Source organism: Stutzerimonas stutzeri (assembly GCF_002909485.1).
Lineage (GTDB): Bacteria > Pseudomonadota > Gammaproteobacteria > Pseudomonadales > Pseudomonadaceae > Stutzerimonas > Stutzerimonas stutzeri_AH.
Genome location: NZ_PPXG01000010.1, coordinates 152,580 through 168,853, shown reverse-complemented (window position 1 = coordinate 168,853; position 16,274 = coordinate 152,580). Strand labels below are relative to the sequence as shown.

The window sequence follows — 16,274 nt, the reverse complement described above, 5'->3', positions numbered from 1 at the left end:
AGGATGAGGCCTCAAATGACCTTCGACTCACGCAGAGCGAGGGAATGATCATCAACAAGCCACAAGATTGTCATTCCCAGCAGCCCGCCTTACACGTAGAATTGCGAAGAATTCCCATTCGCATGCTGTCTCTACTGGAGGGCGGGATGTCCACGGCATCCACCGGCACGGCTTTGCACGTGCTTTACCGCGACCATCACGGCTGGCTTCGTGGCTGGCTGCGCCAACGATTAAACAATTCCGCCGATGCCGCCGACCTGGCGCAGGACACTTTCGTTCGGGTAATGGTCGCCCGTACAGCGGGCAATCTGCGCGAGCCGCGCCACTATCTATCGACCATTGCCCGAGGTCTGGTCATTGATCTTTACCGGCGACGTTCTCTGGAGCAGGCTTACCTCGAAGCACTCGCCCTTCGTCCCGAACAGTACGCGTCGTCGGCTGAAGAGCGAGCGGTAATCCTCGATAGCCTGATGGCCATCGACCGTCTGCTAGACGGCCTCGGGGCACGCACTCGCGCTATCTTCCTTGCCGTGCAACTGGACGGCCTGACATATGAGAAAACTGCCGAACGGGTAGGCGTTTCGGTCACCACGGTGCGCAAGCACCTGGCCATCGGTCTGCTGCATTGCCTGCAGCTGGAGGATGTGTGACGGCCTTTCTCACCGAGGCCGTGGAGTGGTATGTACGTCTGCATGACAGTACTGCCGACGATGCTACGCGTGTCGGCTGGCAAGCCTGGCTTGGTGCCGATAGCCGCCATGCCGAAGCCTGGGCGCGTATCGAACTGTTGCAACAACAGCTCGGTCAGGCTCCCGCCGGCGCGGTCAGCACGCTGGAAACGGCGCGTCGAGACCGTCGTAGCGCCCTAAAAACGCTTGCCCTGTTGCTAGGTGTTGGCGTGGTTGGTTGGCAGGGCTATCAGCTCTCGCCATGGAGCGCCGATTACGTCACGCGGATAGGCGAGCGTCGGCGCGTGGCCCTGGCCGATGGCACTCGCCTCGAACTCAATACCGATACGCGCGTGGATATCCTTTTCGATGCAGGGCGACGCCTTATCAATCTGCAGCAAGGCGAAATTCTCGTGGAAACCGCCAAGGATACGCGCCCGCTGAGCGTGCAGACTGCCGAGGGGCGCATCCTCGCGCTGGGGACCCGATTCAGCGTACGCCGGATCGACAGCCTGACGCGAGTCGAGGTCGAAGCCCATGCTGTGGAAGTACATCCACGCCTGGCGGTAGGGCCCGCGCTGCGGGTAGAGGCAGGCCAAGCGCTTGATTTCAGCGCCGACACGATGGGGGCACCGCGTGCGGCGCAAGGCAGCGCTTCCGCCTGGACACAGGGCATGCTAGTTGCGGTTGACTGGCGCCTGGACAATTTGCTTGCCGAGCTGTCGCGCTATAGCCCCGGCTACCTAGGCTGTACGCCGGAGGTCGCGGGCATGCGCCTGTCCGGCGCCTTCAACCTGAATGACAACGAAGCCACCCTAGCCAGTCTCGAAGATGCGCTGCCAGTTCATGTGCGCCGCATGACGCAGTATTGGATACGTATCGAACACCGCAAGGCGTGACCGTTTGCCAGAGCATGCTGATGGGAGGTGTCTTCACGAAGGCTCGGCGACATTCGAGCCGCTAAAAAAATGACTTAAGAGGTAACAGATTTTCATTTCTGCTTCGGCTCCATGTTCACGAGCGCTACAGACGCCCGCTCATGCCTACCTCGAACTGGAGCCCATCATGTCCCAAAGCACTTCGCCCTTCAGCCGCAGCATCCGTCACGCGGCACTGGCGCTGAGCCTTTCCGGCACGTTGCTGATCGCAGCAGCGGCTTCGGCCGAACCCATCGGCTATGACATACCTGCCGGCAGTCTAGCCGGAGCCCTCAGTCAGTTCGCGGCCGCCAGCGGCATTACCATCAGTTTCGGAAGCGAGGAAACCGCCGGTCTGCACAGCAATGGTCTGCAAGGCGAATACGAGGTGGAGGAGGGTTTTGCTCATCTGCTGCAAGGTAGTGGTCTGCGAGTAGAGCATGTTGACGGCAAGCGCTATGTGCTGGTTCGCGCCCGTCAGGTTGCTGCGCTGGAGCTGGGGGCGACTACCGTGACCAGCACGCAGCTGGGTGCCACCAGCGAGGGTACTGGCAGCTACGTGACAGGTTCGACTAGCACAGCGACGAAGCTGAGCCTATCCATGCGTGAGACGCCGCAGTCGGTCAGCGTAGTGACCCGCCAGCAAATCGAAGACCAGAACCTGAACGATATTTCACAGGTTCTCGAGCAAACTCCCGGCGTTGTCGTCAACACCTTCGGGCCCGCTGGGAGTGATAGCAACCAGATATACGTCCGTGGTTTCGAAGTCGGCAGCATCCAGGTCGATGGCATCAACCGACCTGATACCTATGGCTTTCGTGACGACCTCGCCGATATGGTGACCTATGACCGAGTCGAGGTGGTGCGCGGCGCCACGGGATTGATGTCGGGCGTGGGTGACCCCGGTGCGACGGTGAACTTGATTCGCAAGAAACCGACACACGACACGCGACGTTCGCTGACGGCGAAAGCGGGTTCCTGGGACAACTACCGTACCGAGCTGGATCTATCTGGGGCGCTATCTGAAAGCGGCCACGTACGCGGTCGCTTCGTCGCGTCGAAGACAGACGGAAAGAGCCATATCGACCGACAGTCCCTGAAAAAGCAGGTGGCGTACGGGGTGCTGGAATGGGATATCGCCGATGAAACCATGCTCACAGTGGGAGCCGAATACCAGGATATGGACAATGATGGGGCGGGCAACCATGGCTTTCCAATGTTCAAATCCAACGGTACTCACTTCAAGCCTTCACGCTCGTTCAACTCGGCTGCCGATTGGAGCTACCACGAGCGTGAAAGCAAAACGCTATTCACCACTCTGGAGCATGCGCTGGGCAATGGCTGGCAGTTGAAATTCAACGCCGAACACAATCGCCGCAGCTATGACGATGCCTTCGCTACCGCGGCCAGCGGCACCGTCAACCCCGACGGCAGCGGAATCGGCACCTGGACCGGGCGCTGGGCGGGCGAGCCTCGTCAGACCTCATTCGACCTGGGCGCTTCCGGCCCATTCGAGCTGTTTAACCGCGAGCACGAGCTGCACCTGGGTGCGAGCCACTACAAGGCTTATTACCGCAACGACGGCTACCCACTGTGGTCATTCCAGACCATCGATAATATCTACACTTGGGACGGCTCCCTTGCCGTTCCGAGCGCCATTCACACCAAGTACTCGGAGGATTCGCTAGATGAAACCCAGTTGGGACTAGTCGCCGCCGCCCGCTGGAGTCTCTCCGACAGCGTCTCGTTGATCACCGGGGTGCGAGTGATCGACTGGCAGCGTGATAAAAAGTCGCGCGTCTTGGCGACGAACGAAGTTAGCCATACCGAGCAGGTCGAAAGCGGCATCGTCACACCGTACCTTGGCCTCGTCTACGACTTCGCCGAAAACTGGTCGGCCTATGCCAGCTATACCACCATCTTCAAACCGCAGGATAGGCAGGACGTCAACGGTACCTATATCGAGCCGGAAGAAGGCGAAAACTACGAGCTGGGTATCAAAAGCGAGTTCTGGGACAGTCGATTCACTACTGCTTTCAGCATCTTCGAAGTGCGTCAGGACAACCTTGCTGTGGCTGATGGCGGTAACCTAGCGCCGGATGGCAACCAGGCCTACCGTGCTGAGTCTGGCACAAAAACCCGCGGATTCGAGATGGAAATGGCGGGGGAAATCCTGCCTGACTGGCAGGTTTCTGCCAGCTACACCTATGCCGAGATAAAAGACTCCGACGATAAACGGATGCTCACGCAGGTGCCGCGGGATACCTTCAAGCTCTTTACCACCTACCGCCTGCAGTCCCTGCAGCAGCTGAAGGTAGGCGGCGGTGTGCGCTGGCAGGGCGCGGAGTACTACAAAGGTTCCGGGCCTAACGGTGAGTCTTTTAACCAGGGCGCTTACAGCGTCGTGGATCTGATGGCGCATTACGCGTTCACGCCCGAGACCAGCGTCTCGCTGAACCTCAACAACGCACTCGACGAGCATTACTACACGGCGATCGGTTCGCGCGGGTGGTATGGCACTCCGCGTAACGTCACGGCCACGCTGGTGCAGCTTTTTTAAGTAGCCAGGGCGGAAAGCCGTGTAACGCGCCCTACCTACAGGCTAGGGCGCCTGCGCCTTCAAACCGGCAAGCAGAGCCAGTAGAGGAGGCTTTCCCGTCCTGAGCAATATCGCTTGCACCAACGCCCTGGGCGCCGTGTCGGGGCAGCGTGGTTCTACGTTTGTCATCACATCCGAGCTGGCTCGACAGCGCCCCTCCGGCGCTGTGGCACCCATCTCGGCTCGGGTTCATGGACGGTCACCCAACGCTTAGACAGAGATCGAACTACGCATGTCGCTTCCCCTACTATCTAAACGGCACCGCTGGTTGGCCATCGCATTGCTTGTGATACCGCTAGGTCTTGCGGGCTGGATCAACAAAAGGCCAGTAATCGACTACGCCACCGCCACCGTAGAGCGTGGAAATGTAGTGGCTACCGTGGTCGCTATTGGCACGTTGCAGCCGCGCCATTCGGTGGACGTGGGCGCCCAGGTCTCCGGACAGATAATGCGCTTGCACGTGGAGCCTGGTGATCGGGTGGAAAAGGGCCAGCTACTTGCCGAAATCGATGCCAGTCTGCATGAGGCCACTGTGGAGGCCGACCGCGCTGCGCTGGACGGCTTGCGCGCCCAGTTGGCCGAGCAGCAGGCGCAGCACGACCTGGCTCAGCAGCAGCATCGCCGGCAGCAGCGCCTGTTGGCCGACGAGGCGACTCGCGAGGAGGATGTGCAGATTGCCGTTGCCAACCTGCGTTCGGCTGGGGCGCGGTTGAAGCAATTGCGCGCGCAGATCGCCGAAGCTCAGGCCCGTTTGCGTGGTAATGAGGCGCAACTAAGCTACACGCGCATCTACGCGCCAATCGCCGGCTCGGTGCTGGGTGTCGATGTGAAGGAAGGGCAGACACTCAACGCCACCTACCAGACGCCGACGGTGATGCGTATCGCCGACCTGCGCAGCATGACCGGTTGGACGCGTGTCTCCGAGGCCGATATCCGCCGGGTCAAGGCGGATCTGCCGCTGTACTTCACCACCCTGGGTGGTGATGAGCGGCGCTGGCATAGCACAGTGCGCCAGGTGCTGCCCGCGCCACCGGTGACCGCCACTGGCCAGGGCGAATCGAACAGCAGCAGCGCCGAGCCGGAAAAGGTGGTGCAGTACACCGTGCTGTTCGAGGTGGATAACAACGATGGTGAGTTGATGCCGCAGATGACCGCTCAAGTGGTGTTCGTCACCGCTTCGGCGAAGGATGTGCTGACTGCGCCGCTGGATGCCTTGCAGGGCACGCCGGGCAACTTACAGGTGCGAGTTCTTGCCAATGGCCAGCCGGAATTGCGTGCGGTGAAGGTAGGCGCGCGGGATCGTCAGGTGGCCGAGATTCTCGACGGCCTGCAAGAAGGCGAGCATCTGGTGACGGGCGAAGCTCCGACCGAATCCGGCACGTCGAGGTTTCAGTGGTAGCGCCGCTGATCGAGCTGCAGGGCATCCGGCGCACCTATGGCGGTGACAACGGGGCACCGGCCGTCGATGTGCTGCGGGGCATCAGCCTATCGATTCAGGCGGGAGAATTCGTCGCCATCGTTGGCACGTCCGGTTCCGGCAAGTCGACGCTGATGAACCTGCTCGGCTGTCTGGACCGCCCCAGTGCCGGCAGCTACCGCTTTGCCGGCGAGGACGTGGCTGTCTTCGACGCTGACCAATTGGCCTGGCTGCGTCGCGAGGCCTTTGGCTTCGTGTTTCAGGGCTATCACCTGATCGCCACCGAATCCGCGCGGGAGAACGTCGAGGTGCCGGCGATCTACGCCGGCATGCCGGCCGAGCAGCGCCGCGAGCGGGCGACTGCGTTGTTGCGTCGGCTGGGGCTGGACGAGCGGCTGGAGCATCGGCCGGGTCAGTTGTCCGGTGGCCAACAGCAACGCGTATCGATTGCCCGGGCGTTGATGAACGGTGGACGCATTATCCTCGCCGACGAGCCCACCGGCGCGCTGGACAGCCGCAGCGGCAAGGAAGTGATGGCGCTGCTGCACGAACTGGCTGACGCCGGGCACACCATCATCCTGATCACTCACGACCGCGATGTCGCCGCTCAGGCGCGGCGGGTGATCGAGATCCGCGACGGAGAAATCATCAGTGACAGCGGCGCCATGCTGCCGAGCAATGCGCTGCCGGCACCGGACATGCGCCAGGCCGGTCGCGACAGAGGCGCCTCCTTCTTCAGCGAGCTGGGCGAGATGTTGCGCGGTGCCTGGCGCGTGCTGTTGATCCACCGTTTTCGCACCGCACTGACCCTGCTGGGCATCGTCATCGGCGTGGCGTCGGTAATCGTCATGCTCGCCGTCGGTGAAGGTGCCCGCCAGAAGGTGGTCGCTGAAATGGGCGTGATGGGTGCCAACATGATGTACGTGTCCAGCGATGTGCCGCGTACAGGCGGCCCTGTCGGAGTGCTCACCGCTGGCGATTTCGAAGCCATTGGCAAGCTGCGTGAAGTGTCCCGGGTGATGCCGATACTGCGTGACCCAGCGCTAATTCGTCATGGCCAGCAGGCGCTGCAGACCGAAGTGCTCGGCGTCGGCGAACACCTGCCACAGATACACCGCTGGCCGGTGGCGCGAGGGCGTTTCTTCAACGCTGCGGAGGATCGTGAAATAGCCCCGGTGGCGGTGCTCGGGCATGAGGTTCATGCCAGCCTGTTCCCGGATGGCGGCGATCCGCTCGGCACGATCATCCTGATCAACAGTTCGCCCTTCGAGGTGATCGGAGTGATGAGCGAGAAGGGCAGTGAAGCGGGTGGCAACTACCCCGACGAGCAGGTTCTGGTGCCGCACAGCACCGGTGTGGTGCGGGTGTTCCCCAAGCTGCGTGACGAGAGTTACGGGGCCATCGAAGTGAAACGCAGTGATGTGGTCGCCCAGGCCCAGGCATCCCTGGAAGAGCTGATGCTGCAGCGCCATGGTCGTCAGGATTTTCGCGTCTACAACTCCGCCGCCAAACTACAGGCCGAGGCCAAGACGCGGCAGAGTATGACCCTGATGCTCGGCCTGATCGCCGCTGTGTCGCTGCTGGTCGGCGGTATCGGCGTGATGAACGTGATGCTGATGACGGTACGCGAGCGCACCCGCGAGATCGGCATTCGCATGGCGACTGGCGCACGCCAGCGCGACATCATGCGTCAGTTTCTCACCGAATCGGTTTTGGTCACGTTGGTCGGTGGCAGCGTCGGCGTGGTCACCGGGTTGCTGTTCGGCGCCTTGTTGATTGCCTGGAACGTGCCGTTGGTGTTCTCGCTGTCGGCCATGTTACTGGCATTCGCCTGCTCGGTCGGCACTGGTCTGGTTTTCGGCTACCTGCCAGCCAAGACAGCAGCGCAACTCGACCCGGTGGTAGCACTGGCCGTGCAATGACAGGACTTCCCATGTTTCGATGTACCCTCCCGGTGCTGTGCGGCGCGTTGTTGCTCAGCGGCTGCAGTCATACGTCCTATACACCGCCCAATCGTCCGGTCGCACCAGGTGCCTGGCGCCATGCCCCGGAGGGCGGTGCAGCATTGTCCGACACCTGGTGGCGGGTCTTCGCCAGTAGGGAACTGGATGTACTGGTTGAGCAGGCCCTGAATCACAACCAGGACCTTGCGGCTGCCGCTGCGCGCTTGCGGCAGGCCGAAGCCGGCATTCGTGCCTCCGGCGCACCGTTGCGGCCACTCTTGGATGGCAATCTTGGCGCCAGCCACGAAAGCCGCCTGGGCGGCAGTGGTGAAGCCGTCGGCAGCCGCTATGGCGGTGGTCTGGCCGCCAGTTACGAAGTTGATCTGTGGGGCCGTTTGGCCGCTGATCACGAAGCGGCATACGCCGAGCTGGCTGCCAGTCGATTTGATCGAGAAACCCTGCGCCTGAGCATGACCGCCGTCCTGGTCGATACCTGGTTGCATCAGGTTGCCTTGGCCGAGCGCCTGCGTTTGGCCGATCTCAACCTGAGCAATGCAGAACGGGTGATGGCTACCGTGCAGGCGCGCCAGAACGCAGGCGCCGCTACACTACTCGAGTTGGCTCAGCAGCGCGGCCTGGTGGCCGAGCAGCGACGTAGCCGAGAAGAATTGCGGCAGCAGGCTGACGACATCCGCAGCAGCCTGGCCGTGCTGCTAGGGCAGAGCGCCCCGGCGGCGCCTTCCGCTACTTCGCTTGCGGCCTTGCAAGCACCGGAGCTGGCCGCAGGCTTGCCCAGCGATCTGCTGCTGCGGCGTCCCGACCTGGCACGCGCCGAGGCGCAACTGAGCGCAGCCGATGCCAACCTACGTGCGGCGCGTGCCGCGCTGTTGCCGCGTTTGAACCTGACTGCTGGCGCCACTGGCTCGGCGGGCAGTCTGTCGCACGTGTTGGCTAATCCGTTGTATTCGCTGACGGCGTCTCTAACTGCGCCAATCTTCGACGGCGGAGCCCTGGCGGCGGCACATGATCGCAGCGCTGCCCGACGCGAGGAGCTGCTGGCCCATTATCGCCAGCGCATCATTGATGCGTTTGCCGACGTACAGACGGCGCTCAATGCTATTGCCGGGGTAGAGGCCCGATGGCAAGCCCAGCGGGAAGTACAAGCCCAGGCCGAGCGCGCCCTGCAACTGGCCGAACGGCGCTATCAGGCCGGCGCCGACGACCTGCTCAACCTTCTCGATGCCCAGCGCAATCTGTTCGTCGCTGAAGATCAGAGCGCTCAGCTGCGCCTGGCCCATTTGCAGAGCGGCGTAGCGCTGGCCAGAGCTCTCGGCGGTGGCTGGCGCACGGCGGTTACTCCGTAAATCAGCTGCAGGCCGACTGGTCGAGCTTGATTCACCGCTGGTAAGGCAACCCGGCGCCTGCACCCTTATGGCCGGCGCCCTGGCCATCGCATGACGCAAAGGGCGGAACCAAGGCAATCAGATCATGAGTACCATCAACCTGTTGTTGTGGTTACAGGTCCCGATGGTCGATTTCGACGGTGTAGCCGGGGCCTGCGTCGAAGAGGATGTAGAAGGGCGTCTCCGGCCGTTCGAAGGTAAAGGACGCCTCTTCGTCCAGCTTGCCGGCCACCAGAATGCGCTCGTCGTAGTCGATCACGTCGAGCGTCACGCCGGTGGCCGGCACGCCGCCACTGAAACCGCCGACGCAGCGAACAGTACGCTCGCCGACGGCCTTGCACTGGCAGAAAGGCGCCTGATGTGCTGCGACTTGCTGAGCGATGCCGATAAGCAGGACAGCGGCCACGACGGCTACGGACCGGGGAATGATCATCAGTGGTTGCCTCGTCGTTCGAGCCAGGCCCGGGTGTCGGGCGAAGCTTCTGCCAGGGGGATGGAGGCCTGGTGGACGCTGCCGTCCCAGCCCTCCACGGTCAGCCAGAGATCGCTGTCCGGAGAGGCACGCGGTGGCACCACCACCTCGCCCTCCAGCGCGTATGGGTTGCCCATCAGCAAGGAGCCGGCGGTCCGCAGGCTTTGCGGTTTGCCGATGCGCAGGTAGGCGGCTTTGATCTGTGGCAGGCATGCCTCGCAAAAGGCAACCATGAACGGCTTGTGAAAGCCGTAGATGCCTTCGTCGTGAGGGCCGCCCAATTCGTGCTCGGCCAGCCGTGCGCTCCAAGGGCCAACCTGGATCTCGCCGATCTCACGCTCCCCCAGGCCCATTAGGCCGCGGGACTTGGCCTGATTCTGGAAGTATTGCGACATGAGTGCCAGCGGCACGATCAACAGCAGAACGTTGAGATGGAAGCGCCAGCGCAGCCACGCCGCACGCAGCCGGCCGGGGGTTGAGGAGGAAGCGCTCATGGGGTTTTCTCCGCAGCGGTTTCGAGAGCCGCACGGCAGTCGGCACGGGACGGGCGGCGCAGTTGGGCGCTGGCCTTGACGGTGCGCTTGCTCCATATCAGCAAGCCGCTCAGTACCATGAAGGTCAGCAACAGGCCGAATAGGAACCAAAGCAACTTCAGCCAGAGTCCGCCGAAGTCACCGAAATGCAGCGGATACATCGATTCGGTGACGAAGGCCAGGGCAGGGCGATCATCGAGCAGGTTGGTGCCGACGATGCTGCCGTCGTAGGGACTGATCGATAGCGACTGGTTCATCAGCGGGTACCAGCCGCGTCCACCGATAGTGACCGGGCCATAGGCGCTTTCCGGCAGACTGATGAAGCTGGGCTCGAAGCCCGGCACCCGCGCTTGGGCAATTTGTGTGATTTCATCGAGGCCCAGGGTCGGCGGTGCCTGGTTGGTGGTGGTGGTCACAGCGTCACGCTGGATTACGGCGGGCGGGCGGCTCTGGACGTAGGGAATGTCGAGATCCGAGAGGATCGCCTGCAGCAGGAACCAGGTGCCGGTGACCGAGATGATGCCGATGAACCAGATCGACCAAATGCCCGACAGTCGGTGGAAGTCCCCCCAGAATACGCGCGCGCCCTGGTTTAGACGCAGCCGCGGTTTAAAGAAGGCGCGCCAGAAGCGCTTATAGACCACCAGGCCGGTGATCAGTGAGGCAAGCATTAGCGGGCCCAGGCTGCATACCAAGTACCAGCCCCAGCTGTATCCATCGGTCCAAGGTGCAAGCCACCAGCCATGTAGGGCACGAGTGAACTGGCGGAAGTCGAACAGCGGGCTGACGCCCTGGATCGCCCCGGAATAGGGGTTCACGTAGAGAGTCGCGGTGGTGGCGTCGGGGTAGGCGACCCGCACCGTCAGCGCAAAATGATCCTCCTGCGGGCGCGACAGCCCGAGCACGGCGAGCCTGGGCTGCTGCGTCTGCACGGACTGCAGGATCTGCTCGTAATCGAGCCGTTGAGCATTAGACGAAGGCTTGCTGGCACGCACGTCCGGGTTGGCCAGCCAGACGATTTCCTGACTTATCGTAGCAAGCGTACCGGTCACGCAGATGATCAGCAGGAAGAACCAGATCGGCAGGGACAACCAGCTGTGGACGAGGAACCAGAGTCTGGAGCGGGACTTCTTGGACATGTGGGATGGGGTCTACGTATAGGAGGGGATGCGCACAGGATTTGAGTCCGCACTGCTGCTGTCAGCAGAGTTCGCTCCCGCATGCCGAAACATGGAGAGCGCACGGTTTAGGGCGTCTCTAATGAACAAGACGGATGAGCGAGCGAAAACCCGCAGCTGCAAATGAAAGAAAATGTTGCTGCAGAGCGGGCCTGGCTGCTGTTGATAGCCTCAGGGCACGTTACCCGGACTCACACGCGGGGGGCGAAGGAGGTAAATGTCTGCTGCAGGCGTTGGCTGTATAGCTTGTGCATGCCTTGAAGCGGCAGCTTGCGTCGGGCGTATGTTACTTGGCCAGAAACCGCATACCTTCTTCCAGGCCGCTCAAGGTCAGCGGATACATCCGTTCCTCGACCAGTTCGCGGATGATTCCGGTAGAGGTCGTGTAACCCCACGTGTCCTTGGGGTAGGGGTTGATCCAGATGAGCTTTTTGTACTTCTCCATGAAGCGCTGCATCCAGACGTAGCCGGCTTCCTCGTTCCAGTGCTCGACACTGCCCCCCGGCTGGGTGACTTCATAGGGCGCCATCGCCGCGTCACCGACAAACACCACCTTGTAGTCGGCGCCGTACTTGTGCAGTAGATCCAGCGTCGAGGTTCGCTCCGAGGTACGGCGGAAGTTGTTTTTCCACACCGATTCGTAGATGAAATTGTGGAAGTAGAAGTACTCCAGATGCTTGAACTCGGTCTTGCAGGCGGAGAACAGTTCTTCGCATACCTTGACGTGGGCATCCATCGAACCGCCGATGTCGAACAGGATCAGCAGCTTCACCGCATTACGCCGCTCCGGTCGCATCTGGATGTTGAGCAGGCCCGCATCGCGCGCGGTATGGTCGATGGTGCCGTCGATGTCCAGTTCGTCCGCCGCGCCTTGGCGTGCGAACTTGCGCAGACGACGCAAGGCAATCTTGATGTTGCGCGTGCCCAATTCGACCTGATCGTCGAGGTTCTTGTATTCGCGCTGGTCCCAGACCTTGACCGCCTTGCCCTGACGCTTGCCGGCATCGCCGATGCGGATGCCTTCCGGGTTGTAGCCGCCGGAGCCGAACGGGCTGGTGCCGCCGGTGCCTATCCACTTGTTGCCGCCGGCATGACGTTCCTTCTGTTCTTCGAGCCGCTTCTTGAATTCCTCGATCAGCTTGTCCAGGCCACCGAGGGATTGGATTTGCGCGCGCTCTTCGTCGCTCAGGCTGCGTTCGAATTCCTTGCGCAACCAGTCTTCGGGAATCAGCGCTTCGAGATGCTGGTCAAGGTTTTCCAGGCCTTTGAAATAGGCGCCGAATGCCCGGTCGAACTTGTCGAAGTGACGTTCGTCTTTGACCATCACCGTGCGCGCCAGGAAATAAAACTCGTCCATGTCGGCGAACACGACACGGTGCTTGAGCGCATCGATCAGATCCAACAGTTCGCGTACCGACACTGGCACCTTGGCGGCGCGCATCTCATTGAACAGGCCAAGCAGCATGACAGAACCTCAGGCGCGCACGCGGCGGCGCGCTATGGAAATGGATTAAAGGTCACGGTCGTGCTCGGGGAGCGCGTCGCGAATCTCGTACCAGTCGGCCTTCGAGCCAACGAAGATGTGTGACTGCGGCGGAGCCGGCAGCGGCGAGTCGAGAGAGCCGGCAGCGACCCCTACTTCATGCTCGCGGTTGTCAACAAACAGCAGGTTGGAGCCGCAGCGGATGCAGAAGGTGCGCGTCACGTGCTCGGAGGAGTGGAAAACGCCCAGTTGGTCCTTGCCCGCCATGAAATGCAGGGCCTCCAGCGGCACGCTCGCATAGGTCGCGAATGCGGCGCCGTGGGCCTTTCGGCACATCTTGCAATGGCAGTGGGTCAGCTCATCAATGGGCGCATCGATGCGATAGCGCACGACGCCGCACAGGCAACTACCGGTATGCGTTTGCATGGTTTCTTCCTCCTATGAGTACGCGGCCGGCTCCGCCGAAGCCGGCGCCGATCAACGGCTGTTGGCGCGTCGACTCATGAAGGCTAGACGCTCCAACAGCATGACGTCCTGCTCGTTCTTGACCAGTGCCCCGGCCAGCGGCGGGATCGCACGGGTCGGATCGCGCTCACGCAGCACGGCCTCGCCGATGTTGTCGGCCATCAGCAGTTTTAGCCAATCGACCAGCTCGGACGTCGAGGGCTTCTTCTTCAGCCCCGGCACTTTGCGCACGTCGAAGAATACGTCCAGCGCCTCGCTGACCAGATCTTTCTTGATGTCCGGGTAATGCACATCGACGATGCGCTGCAGCGTCTCGCGATCAGGGAAGGCGATGTAGTGGAAGAAGCAGCGGCGCAGAAATGCGTCGGGTAGCTCTTTTTCGTTGTTCGAGGTGATGATGATAATCGGGCGCTGGGTCGCCTTGATGGTTTCGTTGGTCTCGTAGACGTAGAACTCCATCTTGTCGAGTTCCTGCAACAGATCGTTTGGAAACTCGATGTCAGCTTTGTCAATTTCATCGATCAGCAGAATGACCCGCTCTTCACTCTCGAAGGCCTCCCACAGCTTGCCTTTCTTGATGTAGTTCTTCACATCGTGGACCTTGTCCACGCCCAGCTGCGAGTCACGCAGGCGGCTCACCGCATCGTATTCGTAAAGGCCTTGATGCGCCTTGGTGGTGGATTTGATGTGCCAGGTGATGAGCCGAGCGCCGAAGGACTCAGCCAGCTGCTCGGCCAGCATGGTCTTGCCGGTACCTGGCTCGCCTTTGACCAGCAGCGGGCGCTCCAGCGTGATGGCGGCGTTGACCGCAAGTTTGAGATCGTCAGTGGCGACGTAGGACTGGGTGCCTTCGAATTTCATTACGGATTCCTTCGGCGGGGCCTGGCACGCAGGCACTCGTTGTAGTCAGGTGAGGACTATAAGGGAAGGTCGCGCGACTGTGAACGTGAGCGCATCATTCAGTCACTGAATGGCTGCGTGCGCGTTTCTGGTGACGGCTGGCGCTACTCTTCTTCGCTCATCGCACGTTCAAAACGGGCTGTGAAGGCTTCGACGAATGCATTGCGCAGTATCGCCACGAACGCCTGGAAGGGGCTGACATCCGTCTCCTTGGTCGTGCCGGACAATTCCACACGGGTGGCGAACTGGTCCTTGCGCTGGTTCTTCAGCACTTCCTGCCCACCGCCGACCACCGCTTCCCAGAGACCCCGCAAGAAACCTTTGTCCTCGTTCTTGATGTCCTGCTCGTAATCGAAGATATCAACGTCGCGCAACAGCGGCTTGATATAGCCGTCGAGCTGACTGTCGCTGGCTTGGACTTCGACGACGAGGTCACCTGTGCCGCCAGCGAAGTCGAACTTGGCGTAGGCGCGGCTGAGGTCGTTCAGCTGTTTGAGCGGTACGCCGGTCACGCGCAGATTGACCTCGAAGTCCTCCCAGTCGGTAAACGGATCGAAGCTGGCGGTCGCTTCGATCGGGGCCTGGTTGAACATTTTTCCGGTGCCTTGGAAGGCTGCGGTGCGCGTGCCATCGGCATCGTCCGTGTTGGTCAGGTTGTACAGGCTGGCCTGAATGTCGCTGGCGTAAACATGCACCTGTGGGTCGGAAGAGAAGTTACGAAACGATAGCTGTCCATCCACCACGCGGATCTCATTGAGCGTGATCGGCACCAGGGCGTCGAGCTGATCACGCCAATCGACGCCTTCGCCATTTTGCGAGTCGCCGCTGTCGCCGCCATCGACGAAATTCAGATGCGGCTGCTCGAAAACGACCTCACCGACGATCTCTCGATGTCGCAGGATGCCGTCCCAGCGGATGGCGATGTCGATGCCTGGTGCTTTGAGCAGCGGCGCCTGTACGCGCTTGTCCTTCTTCTCGATCAGCAGGCCTTCGACGCGGTAGGCGCCCCGCCACCAGGCGAGATCGACGTCTTCGACATGCCCCGTGTAGTCGCCCATGTCGGCCATTTTCTCGTTCAGGTAGTTGCGCACCAAATGCGGTAGGGCGAGGTGCACCACGATCAGCAGCAGGCCGAGCGCGAGAAGAATCCACAGAGGAAGCAGGCGACGTGTCATGGCGTTCCGACGATGGGATATATGTAGACGATGGACCCCAGGCGGCCGCTGTGAGTTCGGCTGGACTGACGCCAGGACTGCGCATACGCTGATTGGTCAGGTACATCTCGGACAGGGCATTCCCATGAGTCGCATCTTCGCAGACAACGCACGCTCCATCGGCAACACCCCGCTGGTAATGATCAACCGCCTCGGCCCCAAGGGCGTCAGCATCATGGCCAAGATCGAAGGGCGCAATCCGGCCTATTCCGTGAAATGCCGGATTGGCGCTGGGATGATCTGGGATGCCGAGGACAGCGGCCGGATCAAGCCCGGCATGACGCTGGTCGAACCCACTTCAGGCAATACTGGCATCGGCCTGGCCTTCGTCGCTGCGGCGCGCGGCTACAAGCTCATGCTCACCATGCCGGCGTCGATGAGTCTTGAGCGACGCAAGGTACTGAAAGCCCTTGGTGCCGAACTGGTGCTTACCGAACCGGCCAAGGGAATGAAGGGCGCGATCGAGAAGGCCGCGGAGATCGCCGCCTCGAACCCCGAGCAGTACTACATGCCGCAACAGTTCGAGAATCCGTCCAACCCGGCGATTCATGAAAAGACCACCGGGCCGGAAATCTGGAACGACACCGACGGCAGCATCGATGTGTTGGTAGCCGGTGTGGGCACGGGCGGCACCATCACCGGTGTTTCGCGTTATATCAAGAACACCAAGGGTAAGCAGATCCTCAGCGTGGCGGTGGAGCCGACCAGCTCGCCGGTGATCAGCCAGACGCTTGCAGGCGAAGAGGTCAAGCCCAGCCCGCATAAGATTCAGGGCATTGGCGCAGGCTTCGTGCCGAAGAATCTCGATCTATCGATGGTTGATCGCGTCGAACTGGTCGATGACGAGGAGGCCAAGCAGATGGCCCTAAGGCTGATGCGCGAAGAGGGCATTCTTTGCGGCATCTCCTGTGGCGCGGCCATGGTGGCAGCCGTCCGTCTGGCCGAACGGCCGGAAATGCAGGGCAAGAACATCGTCGTGATCCTGCCTGACTCCGGCGAGCGTTACCTGTCCAGCATGCTGTTCACCGATATGTTCAGCGACCAGGAACTGGTGCAGTAATACCTGCGCGGCGCAGTTGCTG

Annotated in this window: 14 protein-coding genes; 7 read left to right on the top strand and 7 right to left on the bottom strand. The window is 61.5% G+C overall.

The genetic code is table 11. The features are described 5' to 3' along the window. Positions 1 to 146: 146 nt before the first annotated feature. From CXK91_RS21080 to CXK91_RS21055, 6 genes are all read left to right on the top strand, one after another. Positions 147 to 650, top strand: coding sequence for a sigma-70 family RNA polymerase sigma factor (locus CXK91_RS21080; RefSeq protein ID WP_103457965.1), 504 nt, complete (start codon positions 147 to 149; stop codon positions 648 to 650). Beyond that, positions 647 to 1,567, top strand: coding sequence for a FecR domain-containing protein (locus CXK91_RS21075; RefSeq protein ID WP_103457964.1), 921 nt, complete (start codon positions 647 to 649; stop codon positions 1,565 to 1,567). The genes CXK91_RS21080 and CXK91_RS21075 overlap by 4 nt, the downstream gene beginning before the upstream one ends. Positions 1,568 to 1,733: 166 nt before the next feature. Then, on the top strand, positions 1,734 to 4,145 hold the full coding sequence (locus CXK91_RS21070) for a TonB-dependent siderophore receptor (protein WP_103457963.1): 2,412 nt from the start codon (positions 1,734 to 1,736) through the stop codon (positions 4,143 to 4,145). A 271-nt stretch (positions 4,146 to 4,416) separates the two neighbouring features. Beyond that, positions 4,417 to 5,583 carry an efflux RND transporter periplasmic adaptor subunit gene (locus CXK91_RS21065; RefSeq protein ID WP_103457962.1) on the top strand — a complete coding sequence of 389 codons (1,167 nt, stop codon included), beginning with the start codon at positions 4,417 to 4,419 and terminating at the stop codon, positions 5,581 to 5,583. Then, a complete protein-coding gene (locus CXK91_RS21060; RefSeq protein WP_103457961.1) occupies positions 5,577 to 7,523 on the top strand; it encodes a MacB family efflux pump subunit in 1,947 nt (648 codons plus the stop codon). Before CXK91_RS21065 ends, CXK91_RS21060 begins: the two co-directional genes overlap by 7 nt. An 11-nt stretch (positions 7,524 to 7,534) precedes the next feature. After that, a complete protein-coding gene (locus CXK91_RS21055; RefSeq protein WP_103457960.1) occupies positions 7,535 to 8,908 on the top strand; it encodes an efflux transporter outer membrane subunit in 1,374 nt (457 codons plus the stop codon). 151 nt (positions 8,909 to 9,059) lie between these two features. Here CXK91_RS21055 and CXK91_RS21050 read toward each other — a convergent pair whose 3' ends face one another. The 7 genes from CXK91_RS21050 to CXK91_RS21020 form a co-directional block, all read right to left on the bottom strand. Then, positions 9,060 to 9,380 carry a hypothetical protein gene (locus CXK91_RS21050; RefSeq protein ID WP_103457959.1) on the bottom strand — a complete coding sequence of 107 codons (321 nt, stop codon included), beginning with the start codon at positions 9,378 to 9,380 and terminating at the stop codon, positions 9,060 to 9,062. Beyond that, a complete protein-coding gene (locus CXK91_RS21045) occupies positions 9,380 to 9,913 on the bottom strand; it encodes a thiamine pyrophosphate-binding protein (protein ID WP_103457958.1) in 534 nt (177 codons plus the stop codon). The genes CXK91_RS21050 and CXK91_RS21045 overlap by 1 nt, the downstream gene beginning before the upstream one ends. Beyond that, complete coding sequence (locus CXK91_RS21040; protein WP_103457957.1) at positions 9,910 to 11,091, bottom strand: PepSY-associated TM helix domain-containing protein; 1,182 nt, start codon at positions 11,089 to 11,091, stop codon at positions 9,910 to 9,912. The genes CXK91_RS21045 and CXK91_RS21040 overlap by 4 nt, the downstream gene beginning before the upstream one ends. 325 nt (positions 11,092 to 11,416) lie before the next feature. Beyond that, the gene (locus tag CXK91_RS21035; RefSeq protein ID WP_103457956.1) at positions 11,417 to 12,595 is read right to left on the bottom strand and encodes a vWA domain-containing protein; all 1,179 of its coding nucleotides are present in this window, start codon (positions 12,593 to 12,595) and stop codon (positions 11,417 to 11,419) included. 45 nt (positions 12,596 to 12,640) lie between these two features. Beyond that, positions 12,641 to 13,039, bottom strand: coding sequence for a GFA family protein (locus CXK91_RS21030; RefSeq protein WP_103457955.1), 399 nt, complete (start codon positions 13,037 to 13,039; stop codon positions 12,641 to 12,643). A gap of 51 nt (positions 13,040 to 13,090) precedes the next feature. Then, the gene (locus CXK91_RS21025) at positions 13,091 to 13,939 is read right to left on the bottom strand and encodes an AAA family ATPase (protein ID WP_103457954.1); all 849 of its coding nucleotides are present in this window, start codon (positions 13,937 to 13,939) and stop codon (positions 13,091 to 13,093) included. A gap of 143 nt (positions 13,940 to 14,082) precedes the next feature. Further along, positions 14,083 to 15,153, bottom strand: a complete 1,071-nt coding sequence (locus tag CXK91_RS21020; RefSeq protein ID WP_103457953.1) for a DUF748 domain-containing protein — start codon at positions 15,151 to 15,153, stop codon at positions 14,083 to 14,085. A gap of 124 nt (positions 15,154 to 15,277) precedes the next feature. Here CXK91_RS21020 and cysK point away from each other — a divergent pair, with 124 nt between their 5' ends. Next, complete coding sequence (gene cysK, locus CXK91_RS21015) at positions 15,278 to 16,252, top strand: cysteine synthase A (RefSeq protein ID WP_103457952.1); 975 nt, start codon at positions 15,278 to 15,280, stop codon at positions 16,250 to 16,252. Positions 16,253 to 16,274 lie beyond the last annotated feature (22 nt).

Bases quoted from the DNA above. Each gene is read 5' to 3' on its own strand.
- CXK91_RS21040 (WP_103457957.1), bottom strand. From the start codon at position 11,091: ATGTCCAAGAAGTCCCGCTCCAGACTCTGGTTCCTCGTCCACAGCTGG.
- CXK91_RS21070 (WP_103457963.1), top strand. From the start codon at position 1,734: ATGTCCCAAAGCACTTCGCCCTTCAGCCGCAGCATCCGTCACGCGGCA.
- CXK91_RS21025 (WP_103457954.1), bottom strand. From the start codon at position 13,939: ATGAAATTCGAAGGCACCCAGTCCTACGTCGCCACTGACGATCTCAAA.
- CXK91_RS21035 (WP_103457956.1), bottom strand. From the start codon at position 12,595: ATGCTGCTTGGCCTGTTCAATGAGATGCGCGCCGCCAAGGTGCCAGTG.
- CXK91_RS21045 (WP_103457958.1), bottom strand. From the start codon at position 9,913: ATGAGCGCTTCCTCCTCAACCCCCGGCCGGCTGCGTGCGGCGTGGCTG.
- cysK (WP_103457952.1), top strand. From the start codon at position 15,278: ATGAGTCGCATCTTCGCAGACAACGCACGCTCCATCGGCAACACCCCG.
- CXK91_RS21055 (WP_103457960.1), top strand. From the start codon at position 7,535: ATGTTTCGATGTACCCTCCCGGTGCTGTGCGGCGCGTTGTTGCTCAGC.
- CXK91_RS21065 (WP_103457962.1), top strand. From the start codon at position 4,417: ATGTCGCTTCCCCTACTATCTAAACGGCACCGCTGGTTGGCCATCGCA.
- CXK91_RS21020 (WP_103457953.1), bottom strand. From the start codon at position 15,153: ATGACACGTCGCCTGCTTCCTCTGTGGATTCTTCTCGCGCTCGGCCTG.
- CXK91_RS21080 (WP_103457965.1), top strand. From the start codon at position 147: ATGTCCACGGCATCCACCGGCACGGCTTTGCACGTGCTTTACCGCGAC.
- CXK91_RS21050 (WP_103457959.1), bottom strand. From the start codon at position 9,380: ATGATCATTCCCCGGTCCGTAGCCGTCGTGGCCGCTGTCCTGCTTATC.
- CXK91_RS21030 (WP_103457955.1), bottom strand. From the start codon at position 13,039: ATGCAAACGCATACCGGTAGTTGCCTGTGCGGCGTCGTGCGCTATCGC.